Source organism: Citrobacter sp. Cf072 (assembly GCF_030334485.1).
GTDB classification, from domain to species: Bacteria; Pseudomonadota; Gammaproteobacteria; order Enterobacterales; family Enterobacteriaceae; genus Citrobacter; species Citrobacter freundii.
In genome coordinates, this window is the sequence record NZ_JAOWDX010000034.1 from 78,196 (window position 1) to 97,297 (window position 19,102).

At 54.2% G+C, this 19,102-nt stretch carries 11 protein-coding genes; 2 read left to right on the plus strand and 9 right to left on the minus strand.

Annotation, left to right across the window (positions count from 1 at the left end; genetic code table 11):
- Positions 1-4: 4 nt before the first annotated feature.
- A complete protein-coding gene (gene malP / locus OGX66_RS03240) occupies positions 5-2,398 on the minus strand; it encodes a maltodextrin phosphorylase (protein ID WP_044713881.1) in 2,394 nt (797 codons plus the stop codon).
- 618 nt (positions 2,399-3,016) lie between these two features.
- Here malP and malT point away from each other — a divergent pair.
- On the plus strand, positions 3,017-5,722 hold the full coding sequence (gene malT / locus OGX66_RS03245; protein ID WP_088902997.1) for an HTH-type transcriptional regulator MalT: 2,706 nt from the start codon (positions 3,017-3,019) through the stop codon (positions 5,720-5,722).
- A gap of 41 nt (positions 5,723-5,763) precedes the next feature.
- Here the strand turns inward: malT and OGX66_RS03250 are convergent, their stop codons facing one another.
- The 3 genes from OGX66_RS03250 to glpE form a co-directional block, all read right to left on the minus strand.
- Entirely contained in the window at positions 5,764-6,522 is a 759-nt protein-coding gene (locus OGX66_RS03250; RefSeq protein WP_003023499.1) for a DeoR/GlpR family transcriptional regulator, read from the minus strand.
- Positions 6,523-6,617: 95 nt separating this feature from the next.
- On the minus strand, positions 6,618-7,448 hold the full coding sequence (gene glpG, locus OGX66_RS03255) for a rhomboid family intramembrane serine protease GlpG (protein WP_088902996.1): 831 nt from the start codon (positions 7,446-7,448) through the stop codon (positions 6,618-6,620).
- Positions 7,449-7,523: 75 nt separating this feature from the next.
- Positions 7,524-7,850, minus strand: coding sequence for a thiosulfate sulfurtransferase GlpE (glpE, locus tag OGX66_RS03260; protein ID WP_049003361.1), 327 nt, complete (start codon positions 7,848-7,850; stop codon positions 7,524-7,526).
- Positions 7,851-8,048: 198 nt separating this feature from the next.
- Here glpE and glpD point away from each other — a divergent pair, with 198 nt between their 5' ends.
- The gene (gene glpD, locus OGX66_RS03265) at positions 8,049-9,557 is read left to right on the plus strand and encodes a glycerol-3-phosphate dehydrogenase (protein WP_003023494.1); all 1,509 of its coding nucleotides are present in this window, start codon (positions 8,049-8,051) and stop codon (positions 9,555-9,557) included.
- 90 nt (positions 9,558-9,647) lie between these two features.
- On the opposite strand, the gene glgP is transcribed toward glpD, so the two are convergent.
- The 5 genes from glgP to glgB are packed head-to-tail and all read right to left on the minus strand — an operon-like array spanning position 9,648 to position 19,017.
- Positions 9,648-12,095: a glycogen phosphorylase gene (gene glgP / locus OGX66_RS03270; protein ID WP_003023492.1), complete on the minus strand. Its 2,448-nt coding sequence runs from the start codon at positions 12,093-12,095 to the stop codon at positions 9,648-9,650.
- 19 nt (positions 12,096-12,114) lie between these two features.
- A complete protein-coding gene (gene glgA / locus OGX66_RS03275; RefSeq protein ID WP_003023490.1) occupies positions 12,115-13,548 on the minus strand; it encodes a glycogen synthase GlgA in 1,434 nt (477 codons plus the stop codon).
- The gene (glgC, locus tag OGX66_RS03280; protein WP_003023489.1) at positions 13,548-14,843 is read right to left on the minus strand and encodes a glucose-1-phosphate adenylyltransferase; all 1,296 of its coding nucleotides are present in this window, start codon (positions 14,841-14,843) and stop codon (positions 13,548-13,550) included. Before glgC ends, glgA begins: the two co-directional genes overlap by 1 nt.
- 14 nt (positions 14,844-14,857) lie before the next feature.
- Positions 14,858-16,834 carry a glycogen debranching protein GlgX gene (glgX, locus tag OGX66_RS03285; RefSeq protein ID WP_003023487.1) on the minus strand — a complete coding sequence of 659 codons (1,977 nt, stop codon included), beginning with the start codon at positions 16,832-16,834 and terminating at the stop codon, positions 14,858-14,860.
- The gene (gene glgB, locus OGX66_RS03290; protein ID WP_016151109.1) at positions 16,831-19,017 is read right to left on the minus strand and encodes a 1,4-alpha-glucan branching enzyme; all 2,187 of its coding nucleotides are present in this window, start codon (positions 19,015-19,017) and stop codon (positions 16,831-16,833) included. Before glgB ends, glgX begins: the two co-directional genes overlap by 4 nt.
- Between the last annotated feature and the right edge of the window lie 85 nt (positions 19,018-19,102).

The window sequence follows — 19,102 nt, forward strand, 5'->3', positions numbered from 1 at the left end:
TTCCTTAACGTTTCGCCTGCCAGATACGAGCCTGATAATCGCGGATGGAGCGATCCGAGCTGAACATGCCGCAACGTGCGGTATTCAGAATCGCCGCCCGGGTCCAGGCTTCCTGGTCACGATACAACACGTCAACCTGCTTCTGAGCTTCAACGTAGGCCGCGAAGTCCGCCATCACCAGATACGGGTCGCCGCCCTGCTTGCCGATACTGTGCAGCATCTGGTCAAAGGCATGCTTGTCGCCGTCGCTGTATTTCCCGCTTTCCAGCTCTTTCAGGACAGCATCCAGCACTTTGTCTTTTTTACGCCATTTCACCGGGTCGTAGCCTTTGGCTTTGAGCACCTTCACCTCTTCCACGGTATGACCAAAGATAAAGATATTCTCGTCACCTACCTTCTCGGCGATTTCGACGTTTGCGCCATCCAGCGTACCAACGGTTAACGCACCGTTCAGCGCCAGCTTCATGTTACCGGTGCCGGAAGCCTCTTTCCCTGCGGTTGAAATCTGCTCAGAGATATCCGCCGCCGGGATCAGCATTTCCGCCGCCGAGACACAATAATCCGGCAGGAAGACGACCTTCAGCTTGTCGCCAACTTTCGGGTCGTTATTGATAGTTTGTGCAACCTGGTTGATGGCGAAGATGATATTTTTCGCCAGGTAGTAACCTGGAGCCGCTTTCGCACCAAACAGGAATACGCGCGGCACGCGATCTGCCTGCGGGTTGTCACGGATTTCTTTGTACAACGCCAGAATATGCAGCAGGTTGAGGTGCTGACGCTTGTACTCATGCAGACGTTTAATCTGAATATCAAAAATCGCGTTGGTCGTTATCTCAATACCGGTACGCGCTTTAATAAACTTCACCAGACGCTCTTTGTTCGCCAGCTTGATGTCGCGATACTGCTGACGGAACTTCGCGTCGTCGGCGTATTTTTCCAGGTTAATCAACTGGTCGAGGTCGTTGGCCCACTCTTTTTTCAGCGTGTTATCCAGCAGTGCGGCAAGCGCCGGGTTGCACTGCTTAATCCAGCGACGTGGGGTAATCCCATTGGTGACGTTATGGAATTTGTTCGGCCAGAGCTGGTGATATTCAGGGAACAGATCTTTCACCACCAGATCGGAGTGCAGCGCCGCCACACCGTTAACCGCAAAGCCGCTGACCACGCACATGTTAGCCATGCGCACCTGTTTGTTGTGCACCACCGCCAGCTTCGCCCAGACTTCAGCATCACCCGGCCAGGTTTTATCGACCAACGTCTTAAAGCGCTCGTTAATCTCTTTGATGATTTGCATATGGCGCGGCAGTAGCGCTTTCACCAGCTTCTCGTCCCAGCACTCCAGCGCCTCTGGCATAAGGGTGTGGTTGGTGTAAGCAAAGGTTTTGCTGGTAATGGCCCACGCATCGTCCCAGCTCATCTGGTGCTCATCAATCAGCACGCGCAGCAGTTCAGGAATGGCAATGGTCGGGTGAGTATCGTTGAGCTGAATAACTTCAAAATCCGCCAGCTCATGAAGTTTACGCCCTGCCAGATGATGGCGGCGCAGAATGTCAGCTACAGAACAGGCACACTGGAAGTACTGCTGCATCAGGCGCAGCTTTTTACCCGCGGTGTGGTTATCGTTCGGGTACAGCACTTTCGTCAGTTTTTCGGCGTCGATGCCCTGCTGCTCTGCGCGCAGGAAATCACCGTCGTTAAATTTGGTCAGGTTAAACGGATGCGCGTGGCTGGCCTGCCACAGACGCAGCGGTTGCGCTACGCCGTTACGGTAGCCGAGAACTGGCAGATCCCAGGCCTGACCGGTGATGGTAAAACCTGGCTCCCAGTGGCCTTCTTTGCTGACCTTACCGCCAATCCCAACCTGCACATCCAGCGCCTCGTTGTGACGGAACCACGGGTAGCTGCCACGATGCCAGTCATCCGGGGCTTCCATCTGTTGCCCATCGGCAAACGACTGACGGAACAGGCCGTACTGGTAGTTGAGGCCATAGCCCGTCGCCGACTGGCCGACAGTCGCCATCGAATCGAGGAAGCAGGCTGCCAGGCGTCCCAATCCACCGTTACCCAACGCCGGATCGGTCTCTTCTTCCAGCAGGTCGGTCAGGTTGACGTCATGTGCTTTCAGCTCATCGCTCACCTCCTGATACCAGCCGAGGTTGAGTAAGTTATTGCCGGTCAGACGGCCAATCAAAAACTCCATCGAGATGTAGTTAACGTGACGCTGATTTTTTGCCGGTTTCGCCGCAGGCTGGGCGCTGAGTAACTCAGCCAACGCCCCACTCACTGCCTGCCACCACTGGCGCGACGTCATTTCTTGAGCCGACAGTAAACCGAAGCGCTGCCACTGACGCGTCAGGGCAGCCTGAAATTGATCTTTGTTGAAAGTAGGCTGTGACATAGGGGTTCCAGATCCTTAGGTAATAAAACAACGTTATCGCTAGTTTGCCTGGCTCGTTGTTGACATTCCTCATCCTGGCACGGATTAGGGAGGGAGGAGGAGCGGGGATGAGCATAAAAGTGTGATCACCGCCACTTAAAGGGGGTGTAATCACCCGTAAATTCGCGCAAACCGTGCATAACGCCCTTTGGATGACGCATGAATAACAAAGGATTAATCGACAATCTCAAATAATGGAGTGACGATGAGAAACAAAATGTAAATAGAGAAATAGTTTCTAACCTGAAATATCTATGCCGGGTAAGATAATTCACATAAAAATTTTAAGTCGGCCACAAAATTCGTCGATTTTGATTAGTCGCCTGAGTAACTATATAAAAACAGAGGGATTTTTCGACACATTAAAAATTACAATGGATCCAGTCGCCACGCCTGTTGCGACTCTTTAAAACAATTATTGCAATAGATGTATAGATTTGTGACATAGTGCAAAATCAGACACACAAAAAGTCCGCTTAGCTTGCATAAAACACCAATCTGGCCGACCTTATATCTATTAATTACGAAGCGCAAAAAAAATCATTCTTCCCTATTTTCACACAGTGAAGTGACTAACTTATGTTGATTCCGTCTAAATTAAGTCGTCCGGTTCGACTCGACCATACGGTGGTTCGTGAGCGCCTGTTGGCTAAACTTTCCGGCGTGAACAATTTCAGGCTTGCCCTGATAACAAGTCCTGCTGGTTATGGAAAAACAACGCTGGTTTCACAATGGGCGGCGGGGAAGAACGACTTAGGCTGGTACTCTCTGGATGAAGGCGATAATCAACAAGAGCGCTTTGCCAGCTATCTGATCGCCGCCATCCAACAGGCAACGGGTGGACATTGCACCACCAGCGAAGCGATGGTGCAAAAGCGCCAGTACGCCAGTCTGACGTCACTGTTTGCCCAGCTATTTATCGAACTGGCCGAGTGGCACCGTCCGCTCTACCTGGTAGTGGATGATTATCATCTGATCTCCAATCCTGCTATTCACGAAGCGATGCGTTTCTTCCTGCGTCACCAACCTGAAAACCTCACGCTGGTCGTACTGTCGCGCAACCTGCCGCAGTTGGGTATTGCCAATCTACGGGTGCGCGATCAACTGCTGGAAATAGGCAGCCAACAGCTGGCCTTTAACCATCAGGAAGCCAAACAATTTTTCGACCGACGTTTGTCCTCTCCCATTGAAGCGGCAGAAAGCAGCCGGATGTGCGATGACGTTGCTGGCTGGGCCACAGCGTTACAGCTGATCGCCCTTTCCGCCCGCCAGAACAATAACTCTGCTCACCAGTCGGCACGACGCCTCGCCGGGATCAACGCCAGCCATTTGTCCGATTATCTGGTTGATGAAGTGCTGGACAGCGTCGACCTCGGCACCCGTCACTTCCTGCTGAAAAGCGCCATTCTGCGTTCCATGAACGATGCGCTGATCGTCCGCGTTACCGGGGAAGAAAATGGCCAGATGCGGCTGGAAGAAATTGAGCGCCAGGGGTTATTCCTGCAGCGGATGGATGACGTTGGCGAGTGGTTCAGCTATCACCCGCTGTTTGGCAGCTTTTTACGCCAGCGCTGCCAATGGGAGTTGGCGAACGAACTGCCCGAAATACACCGCGCCGCCGCCGAAAGCTGGATGGCGCAAGGCTTCCCCAGCGAAGCTATCCACCACGCGCTGGCGGCCGGTGACGCCCATATGCTGCGCGATATCCTGCTTAATCATGCGTGGGGACTGTTTAACCACAGCGAGCTGACGTTACTGGAAGAGTCGCTGAAAGCCCTGCCGTGGGAAAGCCTGCTGGAAAATCCGCGTCTGGTTCTGCTACAGGCCTGGCTGATGCAGAGCCAGCACCGCTACGGAGAGGTTAACACCCTGCTGGCGCGCGCAGAGCAGGAAATAAAAGGCGACATGGAGCCAACGCTGCACGCCGAATTCAACGCTTTACGGGCGCAGGTAGCGATTAACGATGGCAACCCTGACGAAGCCGAACGCCTGGCAAAACTGGCGCTGGATGAATTACCCATCGCCTGGTTCTATAGTCGTATCGTCGCCACCTCGGTGCACGGCGAAGTCCTGCACTGTAAGGGCGATCTCACGCGCTCTCTGGCGTTAATGCAGCAAACCGAGCAAATGGCACGTCATCATGACGTCTGGCATTACGCACTGTGGAGCCTTATCCAGCAAAGCGAAATTTTGTTTGCCCAAGGCTTTTTACAGGCCGCCTGGGAGACTCAGGAAAAAGCGTTCCAGCTGATCAAAGAGCAGCACCTGGAACAGCTGCCGATGCACGAGTTCCTGGTGCGCATTCGTGCGCAGCTACTGTGGGCATGGGCGCGTCTGGATGAATCAGAAGCCTCTGCCCGTAACGGTATTGAACTGCTTTCCACTTTCCAGCCGCAGCAGCAGCTACAGTGTCTGGCGCTGCTGGTTCAGTGTTCACTTGCGCGGGGCGATCTTGATAACGCTCGCAGCCTGCTCAACCGTCTGGAAAACCTGCTGGGCAACGGTCACTATCACAGCGACTGGATCTCCAACGCCGATAAGGTGCGGGTGATTTACTGGCAAATGGTGAGCGACAAAAACTCTGCCGCCAACTGGCTGCGCCACACGCCGAAACCAGAATTCGCCAATAACCACTTCCTGCAAAGCCAGTGGCGAAACATCGCTCGCGCGCAAATCCTGTTGGGTGAGTTTGAACCGGCTGAAATTGTGCTGGAAGAGTTGAATGAAAATGCACGCAATCTGCGCCTGATGAGCGATCTGAACCGTAACCTGCTGCTGCTTAATCAGCTCTACTGGCAGGCAGGGCGCAAAAATGACGCCCAGCGTGTGTTACTCGAGGCCCTACAGCTGGCGAACCGAACCGGGTTTATCAGCCACTTTGTTATCGAAGGCGAGGCCATGGCGCAACAACTGCGTCAGCTGATTCAGCTCAATACCTTACCGGAACTCGATCAGCACCGCGCCCAGCGCATTTTGCGTGAAATTAACCAGCATCATCGCCATAAATTCGCTCACTTCGATGAAGGGTTCGTTGAGCGTCTGCTGACTCACCCGGAAGTACCGGAGCTTATCCGCACCAGCCCGCTGACCCAGCGCGAATGGCAGGTTCTGGGACTAATTTATTCGGGCTACAGCAACGAGCAGATCGCCGCAGAGCTGGCCGTCGCGGCAACGACCATCAAGACGCACATCCGCAATTTGTACCAAAAGCTCGGCGTCGCACACCGCCAGGATGCGGTGCAACATGCGCAGAAGCTGCTGAAAATGATGGGATACGGCGTTTAGTTAATGCCTGATACGCGACGCTTATCAGGCCTGGAATTACCTTAGCACAGCTCTAACTGAATATGATGGTCAGCAATCACCTGCATCACACCAGCAGGCGGCAGCGTGTCGGTATACACCGCATCCACCATGCTGATGCTGCCCATATTCACCATCGCGTTACGCCCAAACTTCGAGTGGTCCACCACCAGCATCACATGACGTGAATTCTCAATGATCGCGCGTTTGGTGCGAACTTCGTGATAATCAAATTCCAGCAGCGAACCATCGCTGTCGATACCGCTGATGCCTAAGATGCCGAAGTCCAGACGGAACTGAGAAATAAAGTCGAGGGTCGCTTCGCCCATAATACCGCCGTCGCGGCTACGCAGTTCGCCACCGGCGAGGATTATGCGGAAATCCTCTTTCGCCATCAGCGTATTCGCCACATTGAGGTTGTTGGTCACAATGCGTAAATTGCTGTGATTGAGCAGCGCGTGAGCCACCGCTTCCGGCGTGGTTCCGATATCAATAAACAGCGTAGAACCGTTCGGGATCTGCGTGGCAACTTTGCGAGCAATGCGCTCTTTTTCCGCCGTCTGCGTTGCTTTACGGTCATGCCACGGGGTGTTAACTGAGCTGGATGGCAACGCCGCGCCGCCGTGATGGCGCAAAATCATGTTCTGATCGGCCAGATCGTTAAGATCGCGGCGAATCGTCTGCGGGCTGACGGAGAAATGCTCCACCAGCTCTTCAGTACTGACGTATCCCTGTTTTTTTACCAGCTCGATGATCGCGTCATGTCGTTGTGTTTGCTTCATTATTGTTCCCTGAAATTTTGCCGGATGCGCTGACGCTTATCCGGCCTACAAATTGGTCCAAACGCACACCGCCTTCCGGCACCACAAAACTTGAATCAAGTTCGTTTTCGTACATTTATAGTATCGGCAAACGCCATTGCCAAACCCACGGCCAACCCGGCGATATGAGCACCATTCGCCATCGACATGCCGAATAGATCAAACCAGCCGGCAACAATCCAGATCAAGGCAAAGATAATCAAACCACGCTGCAGGAAAATACCGCTCTGCGGATCGCGCTCGCCGCGCAACCACACGTAGCCCATCAGCGCATACACCACGCCAGACAATCCACCAAACCACGGGCCGCTAAATTTCTGCTGAACATAGCCGCTCAACAGGGCGCTGATCACGGTAATAACAATCAGTTTTCCACTGCCCAGACGCTTTTCAACCGCACCGCCGAGATACCACCACCACAGCAGGTTGAACAGAATATGCATCAGCGAGAAGTGCATAAAAGCGTGGGTGAAATAACGCCAGAATTCAAATTTCAGTGAAGGGTCAAACGGCCATGCCAGCCAGAGCATCACAGCCTGGTCGCCCAGCACGTTCATCGCGATAAACACCAACACACACGCGGCCATCACCAACAAGGTTACCGGACCTGCGCGTTCGCGCAATGTGGCCAGGAACGGATAACGTTGGTAGCGCAGACCGCTGTCGGTCTGACCCGACTGCCAGCTTGCTGCGAGGTAGCGCGGATCGCCCGGATTCTCCAGAAACCGCACCAGTTCAGCGTGCACGCGCTGAGCCTGGGACTCATCCGCCAGCCAGACATCCGTTTGCTGATGTTGTTGAATCGTCAGGATAACGCCCTGTGTCGCCATATAATCAACAAATGCCTGCGCCACGCGGGGGTTAGCAAAAGAGGTAATCATCAACATGGTTGCTGTCGCTTATTCCACACAAAAGAGGACAGTATATCTATCCTGCCCGTTTCAGGCTGCATCTTTGTTAGCTTACGAACCGTATGCCACTTCTGCCGGAAAATGTCGATGCCAGGCATCGAAGCCGCCGTCAACGCTGTAAACCGCGTCATAGCCCTGCTGCAGAAGATATTGCGCCGCGCCTTTACTGCTGTTGCCGTGATAACACATCACCAACACGGCGGTATCGAAATCATACTCACGCATAAATGATCCCAGCGTGTCGTTCGTCAAATGAAATGCCTGTGGGGCATGGCCCATTGCATAGCTTTGCGGGTCACGAATATCCACTAACACCGCCGCCCCCTGATGCAGCTTCTGATGCGCTTCTTCGACATTAATACATTCAAACTGATCCATTGCTCTCTCTTCTTTATATGGCAGGTGACGCTTTTCGGACATGTTACTGCTTAGTGTACGTCCCGACGGCAGTTAAACGCCATAATGTTATATGTATCACTGTAAATTGTTTATCCGATGTTACCAATGGCGCGATTCTTTGCTATTATGCTCGATAACGAACATTAATGAGCTATAACGAAAGTGCGAGAGGCCAGCATGGAAACCAAAGATCTGATTGTGATAGGTGGAGGCATCAACGGTGCCGGTATCGCGGCAGATGCCGCTGGACGCGGTTTATCCGTGCTGATGCTGGAAGCGCAGGATTTAGCCTGCGCCACCTCTTCCGCTAGCTCCAAACTCATCCACGGCGGCCTGCGCTACCTGGAACACTACGAATTTCGTCTGGTGAGCGAAGCGCTGGCCGAACGTGAAGTGCTGTTGAAAATGGCACCACACATCGCCTTCCCGATGCGCTTTCGTCTGCCCCACCGCCCGCACCTGCGTCCGGCGTGGATGATCCGGATTGGTTTGTTTATGTACGATCATCTGGGCAAACGCACCAGTTTGCCAAGTTCTACCGGTTTGCGTTTTGGCGCAGATTCTGTAATGAAACCTGAGATTGTGCGCGGTTTCGAATATTCTGACTGCTGGGTAGACGATGCACGACTGGTTTTGGCAAACGCCCAAATGGTCGTACGCAAAGGCGGAGAAGTATTAACCCGCACTCGCGCCACCTCTGCTCGCCGTGAAAACGGTTTGTGGATTGTTGAAGCTGAAGATATCGATACCGGCAAAAAACACACCTGGCAGGCGCGTGGCCTAGTCAACGCCACCGGTCCGTGGGTGAAAGAGTTCTTTGACGACGGTATGCACCTGCCATCGCCGTACGGTATTCGCCTGATTAAAGGCAGCCACATCGTGGTGCCGCGCGTCCATACCCAGAAGCAAGCTTATATTCTGCAAAACGAAGATAAACGCATTGTGTTTGTTATCCCATGGATGGACGAATTCTCGATCATCGGGACGACAGACGTTGAATACAAAGGCGATCCGAAAGCGGTGAAAATTGATGAAAGCGAGATCAATTACCTGCTGAAGGTTTACAACGCGCACTTTAAGAAGCAGCTGGGCCGTGATGATATCGTCTGGACTTACTCGGGCGTGCGTCCGCTGTGCGATGACGAGTCTGACTCACCGCAGGCAATCACCCGTGATTACACGCTGGATATCCACGACGAAAACGGCAAAGCGCCGCTGCTGTCGGTCTTTGGCGGTAAGCTGACGACCTATCGTAAGCTGGCTGAACACGCGATGGAAAAACTGGCATCGTACTATCAGGGAATTGGTCCGGCGTGGACCAAAGAGTGCATTCTGCCAGGCGGTGACATTGGCGGCGATCGCGAAGACTACGCGGCCAAACTGCGCCGTCGCTACCCGTTCCTGACCGAGTCGCTGGCGCGCCATTATTCTCGCACCTACGGCAGCAACACCGAATGGGTCATCGGCGAAGCCACCTCGCTTGCCGAGTTAGGTGAAGACTTTGGCCATGAGTTTTATGAAGCCGAGCTGAAATACCTGGTCGATCACGAATGGGTTCGTCGTGCGGAAGATGCGTTGTGGCGTCGCACGAAAGAAGGTATGTGGCTGAACGCTGAGCAGCAGTCGCGCATGACCCAGTGGCTGGCTGAATACATTGAGAAGCACCAGCTGTCGCTGGCGTCCTGATAAAAATGCCGGATGGCGGCGACGCCTTATCCGGCCTACAAAGGAGCATAAACGTAGGCCGGGCAAGCGCAGCGCCCCCGGCCTCGTGTTTTACAACCGCACCGAATCAATATGCCAGATGTTTTCGGCGTACTCTTTGATCGTCCTGTCCGACGAGAAGTAGCCCATGTTGGCGATATTAATCATCGACTTAGTAGTCCACTCTTCCGGATGACGATACAGTTCATCAACCTTATCCTGACAATCAACGTAACTACGATAATCCGCCAGCACCTGATAGTGGTCGCCAAAGTTGATCAATGAGTCCACCAGGTCGCGATAGCGTCCCGGCTCCTCTGGGCTGAATACGCCACTGCCGATCTGCGTCAGCACCTGGTGCAGTTCCTCGTCTTTCTCGTAATATTCACGCGGCTTATAGCCCTGACTACGCAAAGCCTCAACCTCTTCCGCCGTATTACCAAAGATAAAGATATTTTCTGCGCCCACATGTTCCAGCATCTCGACGTTGGCACCATCCAGCGTACCAATGGTCAACGCGCCATTCAGCGCAAATTTCATATTACTGGTCCCGGAGGCTTCGGTCCCGGCCAGTGAAATCTGCTCAGACAGGTCGGCAGCAGGAATTATCACCTGCGCCAGGCTGACGCTGTAATTGGGGATAAACACCACTTTCAGTTTGTCGCCAATTTGCGGATCGTTATTGATCACTTTCGCGACATCGTTGATCAGATGAATGATGTGCTTCGCCATGTAATAGGCCGAAGCCGCTTTACCGGCGAAGATATTCACACGCGGCACCCACTCGGCGTCAGGATCGGCCTTAATGCGGTTGTAGCGGGTGATCACATGCAGCACGTTCATCAGCTGACGTTTGTATTCGTGAATACGCTTGATCTGTACGTCAAACAGCGATTTCGGATTCACTACCACGTTAAGCTGCTGGGCAATGAGCGTGGCCAGACGTTTTTTGTTCTCCAGCTTCGCTCGGCGTACCGCCTGGTTCACCAACGGGAAATCGCAGTGCTGTTCAAGCTCGCTCAACTGGCTGAGATCGGTACGCCAGGTGCGGCCAATATTCTCATCCAGCACCTCAGAGAGCGGCGGGTTAGCCAGCGCCAGCCAGCGACGCGGCGTCACGCCGTTGGTCACGTTGCAGAAGCGAGTCGGGAAGATCTTCGCAAAGTCAGCAAATAGCGACTGCACCATCAGGTTGGAGTGCAGTTCAGACACACCATTAACCTTGTGGCTCACCACGACCGCCAGCCATGCCATACGCACCCGGCGGCCGTTAGATTCATCGATAATCGACGTCCGCCCCAGCAGACCGGTATCGTTCGGATACTGCTCCTGCAGCGTTTTCAGGAAGTAGTCGTTAATCTCAAAAATGATTTGCAGATGGCGCGGCAAAATTTTGCCCAGCATATCCACCGGCCAGGTCTCCAGCGCTTCGCTCATCAAAGTGTGGTTGGTATACGAGAAAACCTGACAGCACACTTCAAACGCATCATCCCAACTGAACTTGTGCTCATCAATCAACAGACGCATCAGCTCAGGGATCGACAGCACCGGATGGGTGTCGTTGAGGTGAATGGCGATTTTATCCGCCAGATTATCGTAGGTTTTGTGCAGTTGATAATGACGATTCAGAATGTCCTGCACCGTGGAGGAGACCAGGAAATACTCCTGGCGCAAGCGCAGCTCGCGTCCTGAATAGGTGGAGTCATCCGGATAGAGCACGCGGGAGACGTTCTCGGAGTGGTTTTTATCTTCCACCGCCGCAAAGTAGTCGCCCTGGTTAAATTTACCGAGGTTGATCTCGCTACTGGCCTGGGCATTCCACAGGCGCAGCGTGTTGGTGGCATCGGTGTCGTAACCGGGGATAATCTGGTCGTAGGCAACCGCGAGGATCTCTTCGGTTTCTATCCAGCGCGTTTTCTTGCCTTCCTGCTGTATACGCCCGCCAAAGCGCACTTTGTAGCGCGTATTGTGGCGTTTGAACTCCCATGGGTTACCGTATTCCAGCCAGTAGTCCGGCGACTCTTTCTGTCGGCCATCAACAATGTTTTGCTTGAACATGCCGTAGTCATAACGAATACCGTAGCCGCGTCCCGGCAGTCCCAGCGTTGCCAGTGAGTCCAGGAAGCAGGCCGCCAGGCGCCCGAGGCCGCCGTTGCCGAGACCCGGGTCATTTTCTTCATCGATCAGATCTTCAAGATCCAACCCCATACCTTCCAGCGCATTTTTGACATCGTCATAAATACCCAACGATAACAGTGCATTGGAAAGCGTGCGGCCAATCAAAAACTCCATTGACAGGTAATAGACCTGACGAGTTTCCTGGGATAATTGCGCACGGTTAGAACGCAGCCAGCGCTCCACGAGACGATCGCGCACCGCGAACAACGTGGCGTTCAGCCACTCATGTTTATTGGCAATGACCGGGTCCTTACCAATCGTGAACATCAGCTTGTAGGCGATAGAATGCTTAAGTGCCTCTACGCTGAGTGTGGGCGATGCATAAGTAAATGGAGCATTCATATAGGTGATTCCTGGATATCTATTTCAAGCGATAGTAAAGCTCACGGTATGACTTCGCCGCGACTTGCCAGCTAAAATCCATGGTCATGGCCTGACGTTGTACAAACCGCCACAGCGAAGGCCGGGACCACAATACGAAAGCACGCCGGATCGCACGTAGTAGCGACCAGGCATTACTATCTTCAAATACAAACCCACTGGCGATACCGTCCGCCAGGTTTTCCAGCGAACTGTCAGAGACCGTATCAGCCAGCCCACCGGTGCGCCGCACCAGCGGCAGCGTGCCGTACTTCAGTCCATACAACTGCGTTAAGCCACATGGCTCAAAACGGCTGGGAACCAATATCACATCGGCTCCACCCATGATGCGGTGCGAGAAGGCTTCGTGATAGCCAATCTGCACGCCCACTTGCCCCGGATGTTCCGCCGCCGCGGCGAGGAAACCTTCCTGCAACACCGGATCGCCCGCGCCAAGTAACGCCAGTTGCCCCCCCTGCTCTAACAGACCCGGCAGAGCCTCCAGCACCAGATCCAACCCTTTCTGACTGGTCAGACGGCTCACGACAGCAAACAGCGGCACTTTGTCGTTAACCTTAAGTCCCATCGCGATCTGCAGCTGACGTTTGTTCTCCGCCTTCTCTTCCAGCGTGTCACGCGTATAGCGCGACGCTAGCAGCAGGTCGGTTTCCGGGCTCCAGATTTTTTCATCCACGCCGTTCAGCACGCCGGAAAGCCGTCCTTCCCGATGACGCTGCTGCAACAGACCTTCCATACCATAGGCAAACTGCGGCTCGGTAATCTCCCGCGCGTAAGTTGGACTCACTGCCGTAATGTGGTCTGCGTAGTACAACCCGGCCTTCAGGAACGAAATCTGGCCGTTAAACTCCAGCCCGTGCACATTAAAGAACGACCATGGCAATTGGATGTCATCCATATGCTTTGCATAAAACATGCCTTGATAAGCCAGGTTGTGTACGGTGAACACCGATTTCGCCGGATGGCCGCGCGCCGCCAGATACGCCGGGGCCAGACCGGCATGCCAGTCGTGCGCATGCACCACATCCGGGCGCCAGAATGGGTCAAGGCCGCAGGCCATTTCACATCCGGCCCAGCCAAGCAACGCAAAACGCAGGACGTTATCGGTATAAGCGAACAGGTTGGTGTCGTGATACGGGCTACCGGGACGGTCGTAAAGATGCGGCGCGTCAATCAGGTAAATACCCACGCCGTTGAAATGCCCGAAAAGCAGCGTGATACGTCCAGCGAAGGTATCGCGACGCGTCACGACCTGTGCATCGGGAATGCCGCGACGAATATCTGGAAACGCCGGGAGCAACACGCGGGCATCCACGCCGTCCGCAATTTGCGCGGCAGGTAACGCCCCAATAACATCCGCCAGTCCCCCGGTTTTTAACAGGGGGAACATCTCTGAACAAACGTGTAAAACCTGCATTATCGCTCCTGTTTGATCTGCAGTTTGCGCAGCATTTCACGCGTGACCAGCACAATGCCTTCCTCTGAACGGTAGAAACGACGCGCATCTTCTTCCGCGTTTTCACCTATCACCATGCCTTCAGGAATAACGCAGGCGCGGTCGATAATGCAACGACGTAAGCGGCACGAACGTCCCACCCACACTTCAGGTAACAACACTGCCGAATCAATGTTACAGAATGAATTCACCCGCACGCGCGGGAACAGAACGGACTGCACCACCACCGAACCTGAAATTATGCATCCGCCAGAAACCAGCGAGTTCAGCGTCATTCCGTGGCTACCGGAACGGTCCTGCACAAATTTCGCCGGTGGCAGCGATTCCATGTGCGTTCGGATTGGCCAGTCCTGGTCGTACATATCCAGTTCAGGCGTCACCGAAGCCAGATCAAGGTTCGCCTTCCAGTAGGCTTCCAGCGTCCCCACATCGCGCCAGTACGGTTCGGATTCCGGGTCAGACTGCACGCAGGACAACGGGAATGGATGTGCATACGCCATGCCAGCTTCGGTGATTTTCGGGATAATGTCTTTGCCAAAATCGTGACTGGATTTTTCATCGAGATCATCTTCCGCCAGCAGTTCATACAGATAATCGGCGTTGAAAATGTAGATCCCCATACTGGCAAGAGATTTGGTCGGGTCGCCTGGCATGGCTGGCGGGTTGGCGGGTTTTTCAACGAACTCGATAATTTTATCGGTGTCGTCCACGTCCATCACGCCAAACGCGCTGGCCTCTTCAATAGGCACTGGCATACAGGCCACGGTGCAACGCGCGCCCTTCTCGACGTGGTCGATCAGCATGCGTGAGTAGTCCTGCTTATAAATATGATCGCCCGCGAGGATCACCACGTATTCCGCTTTATAGCGTCGAATGATGTCCAGGTTTTGGGTGACGGCATCCGCCGTTCCGCGATACCAGTTTTCACCCTGCATTCTCTGCTGGGCAGGCAGCAAATCGACAAACTCATTCATCTCTTCGCTAAAGAACGACCAGCCGCGCTGAATATGCTGCACCAGCGTATGGGACTGGTACTGGGTGATCACGCCAATACGGCGGATCCCGGAGTTAATACAGTTGGATAAGGCAAAATCGATAATGCGGAACTTACCGCCAAAGTGCACAGCAGGTTTGGCACGTTTGTTGGTCAAATCTTTTAAGCGGGTACCGCGGCCACCGGCCAGGATCAGGGCAACAGATTTTAATGGCAGCTGGCGCGCCAACATTACACGATCGTTCTTCTCTAAACTCACCATGACTAACTCCTTTTTTATCTTCTCTGGAACACACACAGTCCGTGCGCAGGTCCCTGCCAGACAGCCGTAAGCACCGGATTATCCTCTCCGGCAAATGGGGGAATGGCATGCCATTCCCCTTCAGGTAAAACGATATCTGTCACCTCAAGCGTGGCGTTTATTGCAATCAGAAAACGGTCTGAAAGCTGGATTTGCATCTGCCTCGGGCCGTTTTGCCACTCATCCGCACTTAAGGGTTGTGCGTACTTATTCAGCCAACGAACATTGCCATCGCCCTCTTCCCACCAACAATCCCCTGTTAATGCTGGGATTTGCCGGCGCAGATGAATCAGCGCGGCGGTAAATGTGGTTAGCCCACTGTTTGCCTGTTGCCAGTCCAGCCACGTTAAGGCGTTATCCTGACAATAAGCGTTATTGTTGCCGTGCTGGCTATGACCATGCTCATCGCCCGCCAGCAACATCGGCGTCCCCTGGGAGAGCAACAGCGTAGTTAACAGCGCATGAATGCTGTCGCGCCGCCGCTCAATCAGGTCCAGCGTGCCGCCTAATCCTTCTTTACCATGATTGTCGCTGTAGTTATTGCTAGTGCCGTCGCGATTTTCCTCACCATTCGCTTCATTGTGCTTATTTGTGAAGCACACACAGTCGCGTAGCGTAAAACCGTCGTGCGCGGTCACCAGATTGACCGTGGCGCTGGGTTTGCGGCCCTGGCGTTTAAACACATCGCTGGATGCGGCAAAACGCCCGGCAAACTCGCCCAACGAGAGATTACGCTGGAGCCAAAAGCGCCGCGTCGCATCGCGGAAATGGTCATTCCACTCGGCAAACGGAGGGGGGAAATTCCCCACCTGATACCCGCCTTCACCAATATCCCACGGTTCCGCAATCAGCTTCACGCGTGAGAGCAGCGGACAGGTTTGGATCGCGGTAAACAGCGGCGCATCCTGACGAAACGCAGGTGTACGCCCCATGACGGAAGCCAAATCAAAACGAAAACCATCTACATGGCAGGTTTCAACCCAATAGCGCAGGCATTCACATGCGTATTCCACAACGCCGGGATGGCTCAAATTGAGGGTGTTCCCACAACCGGTCCAGTTGTAGTAATCACCATCGTCCCTGATCCAATAATAGCTACGGTTATCAATTCCGCGCAGCGAGAAGACAGGCCCTTCGAGATCCAGCTCGGCGCTGTGGTTCAAAACGATATCGAGAATGACCTCAATCCCCGCTTTGTGCAGCGCTTTTACCGCGTCGCGAAACTCATCAAGCGCACTCTCCGGCGAACAGGCATAGGCCGGATGCAGCGCGAACATGGCCACCGGGTTGTAGCCCCAGTAATTCGACAGGCCCAGCCGCTGAAGTCGTGGTTCGCTGGCAAAATGCGCCACCGGCAGCAGCTCCAGCGCGGTAATGCCGAGACGCTTGAAATAGTCGATCATCACCGGATGACCCAGCGCTTTGTAGGTTCCGCGAATCTCTTCCGGCAGGTCAGGATGCAAATACGTCAACCCTTTGACATGCGCTTCGTAAATCACGGTATTGCCCCACGGCGTGCGCGGCGGGGCATCATCCTCCCAGTCATAATGGTCGGACACCACCACGCCCTTCAGCGCGATGGTGGCATTATCATGGTGATCCGGTTCATTTAGCCCGCCGTGCAGCAGCGGGTTATCTTTTAACTCGCCCTCGACCCGACGGGCGCAAGGGTCGAGCAGCAGCTTGGCTGGGTTAAACCGGTGGCCCTGCTGCGGTTGCCATGGGCCATGGACGCGATAACCATAGCGCAGACCGGGCCGGGCGTTGGCCAGATAGCCGTGCCAGACATCGCCGCTACGCCCCGGCAGGTCGTAGCGGAGTTCGCAACCGTCCTCGTCAAATACGCATAATTCAACGCGTTCAGCGTGGGCTGAGAAGAGAGTAAAATTAACGCCATGGCCGTCATACGTTGCACCATGGGGGGTGGCGTTGCCGGTTGCCAGTTGCGTCATTCCCCCTCCCGAACCAGCCAGATCGTTGCCAACGGCGGCAACGTGAGGCTCAGTGAATGCTGACGACCATGACTGGCGATTTCATCACTGTGCACCGCACCGCCGTTGCCAGTATTGCTGCCGTGGTAATGCATCGAATCGGTATTGAGGATCTCACGCCATTTCCCCGGCTGATTGATACCGAAGCGATAGCCGTGGCGGGGCACAGGCGTAAAGTTACTGACCACGATGATTTCATTGCCGACCTTGTCACGACGCACGAAAGCCAGCACCGAACGTTCTTTGTCATCCACCACCAGCCACTCAAAGCCATAGGCGTCAAAGTCGAGCTCGTGCAGCGCTTTGTGATGACGATAGGTGAGGTTCAGATCGCGCACCAGACGCTGTACGCCGTGATGCCAGTTATCACCGCCTTCCAGCAGGTGCCAGTCGAGGCTGGCGTCGTGGTTCCATTCACGTCCCTGCGCAAACTCGTTGCCCATAAACAGCAGTTTCTTGCCTGGGAAGGCCCACATCCAGCCGTAGTAGGCGCGCAGGTTGGCAAACTTCTGCCACGCATCGCCCGGCATGCGGTCGAGAATCGATTTCTTGCCGTGCACCACTTCATCGTGCGACAACGGCAGGACAAAGTTCTCGGTGTAGTTGTACAGCATGCCGAAGGTCAGCTTATCGTGGTGATGTTGGCGATAAACCGGATCCAGCTTCATGTAGTCCAGCGTGTCGTGCATCCAGCCGAGGTTCCACTTATACCAGAACCCTAAACCGCCCATGTCCTGCGGTCTTGAAACGCCAGCAAAATCAGTGGACTCTTCCGCCATGCTCACCGCACCAGGCACCTGTTCGCCAAGAATACGGTTGGTATTGCGTAAAAACTCAATGGCTTCGAGGTTTTCACGACCGCCAAATTCATTTGGGATCCATTCACCTTCTTTACGGCTGTAGTCGCGATAAATCATCGATGCCACGGCATCCACGCGCAGCGCGTCGATACCAAAGCGCTCAATCCAGTACAGGGCGTTGCCCACCAGATAGTTGCTGACTTCACGGCGACCGTAGTTGTAGATCAGCGTGTTCCAGTCCTGGTGATACCCTTCTCGCGGGTCGCTGTGCTCATACAGCCTGGTGCCATCAAACTCTGCCAGACCAAAGTCGTCCGACGGGAAATGGCCCGGCACCCAGTCAAGAATGACGTTCAGCCCCGCCTGATGCGCGGCATTCACAAAATAGCGGAAGTCATCGCGCGTACCAAATCGACGGGTCGGCGCATACATGCCGGTAGGTTGGTAACCCCAGCTACCGTCGAACGGATGCTCGTTAATCGGCAACAGTTCAAGGTGGGTAAAGCCCATCCACTTGGCGTAAGGCACCAGTTGATCCGCCAGCTCGCGGTAGCTCAGCCAGAAGTTGTTATCGGTATGACGACGCCATGACCCCAGGTGCACTTCATAGATAGAGATTGGCGCATCAAACTGGTTGGCTTTTTTACGCTCCTCGCTTTGCACCACTTTTTCCGGCAGACCACAGATAAGCGACGCGGTTTCCGGGCGCATTTGCGCTTCGAAGGCGTAAGGGTCCGCTTTGATTCGCAGCTTACCGTTGGCATCGATCATCTCATATTTATACAGCTGACCATGCTGCGCACCGGGGATAAACAGCTCCCAGATACCGCTTTCTTTGCGCAGGCGCATCGGGTGGCGACGGCCATCCCAGTAGTTGAACTGCCCAACCACTGACACGCGTTGCGCGTTAGGCGCCCAGACGGAGAAGCGCGTGCCGGTTACGCCATCCATGGTATCCGCATGCGCGCCCAGCGTTTCGTAAGGTCGCAGGTGCGTACCTTCAGATAACAGCCAGGCATCCATATCCTGGATCAGCGGGCCAAAACGATAAGGGTCATCAATCAGATTCTGCTGTCCATGCCAGACAACGGCCAACTGATAGCGAAAGAAATTTTTACGGCGGGGAAGTACTGCACAGAAAAAACCGCGAGAGTCGAGGCAATCCAGCTTGCCGACTTTACGTCCGGTTTTGGGTTCGATCACCCACACTTCGGTGGCGTCAGGTAATAGGGCGCGGACTTCAAGTCCAGCGTCAGTTTGGTGCATACCGAGTACGGAAAAAGGATCCGCAAAATGGCCTGCAATTAGCGCATTAATCACGTCTCTATCGATACGAACGGACATGGTTGTCATCCTGTTTTATGGTGTCACCCCTTCCAACTGATTTTCGACATCAGGTAGCGACACTTTTTTTGACCTGAACGGCGCA

Coding starts and splice junctions, on each gene's coding strand:
- malT (WP_088902997.1), top strand. CDS start 3,017: ATGTTGATTCCGTCTAAATTAAGTCGTCCGGTTCGACTCGACCATACG.
- glpG (WP_088902996.1), bottom strand. CDS start 7,448: ATGTTGATGATTACCTCTTTTGCTAACCCCCGCGTGGCGCAGGCATTT.
- glpD (WP_003023494.1), top strand. CDS start 8,049: ATGGAAACCAAAGATCTGATTGTGATAGGTGGAGGCATCAACGGTGCC.
- glpE (WP_049003361.1), bottom strand. CDS start 7,850: ATGGATCAGTTTGAATGTATTAATGTCGAAGAAGCGCATCAGAAGCTG.
- glgC (WP_003023489.1), bottom strand. CDS start 14,843: ATGGTGAGTTTAGAGAAGAACGATCGTGTAATGTTGGCGCGCCAGCTG.
- OGX66_RS03250 (WP_003023499.1), bottom strand. CDS start 6,522: ATGAAGCAAACACAACGACATGACGCGATCATCGAGCTGGTAAAAAAA.
- malP (WP_044713881.1), bottom strand. CDS start 2,398: ATGTCACAGCCTACTTTCAACAAAGATCAATTTCAGGCTGCCCTGACG.
- glgP (WP_003023492.1), bottom strand. CDS start 12,095: ATGAATGCTCCATTTACTTATGCATCGCCCACACTCAGCGTAGAGGCA.
- glgB (WP_016151109.1), bottom strand. CDS start 19,017: ATGTCCGTTCGTATCGATAGAGACGTGATTAATGCGCTAATTGCAGGC.
- glgA (WP_003023490.1), bottom strand. CDS start 13,548: ATGCAGGTTTTACACGTTTGTTCAGAGATGTTCCCCCTGTTAAAAACC.
- glgX (WP_003023487.1), bottom strand. CDS start 16,834: ATGACGCAACTGGCAACCGGCAACGCCACCCCCCATGGTGCAACGTAT.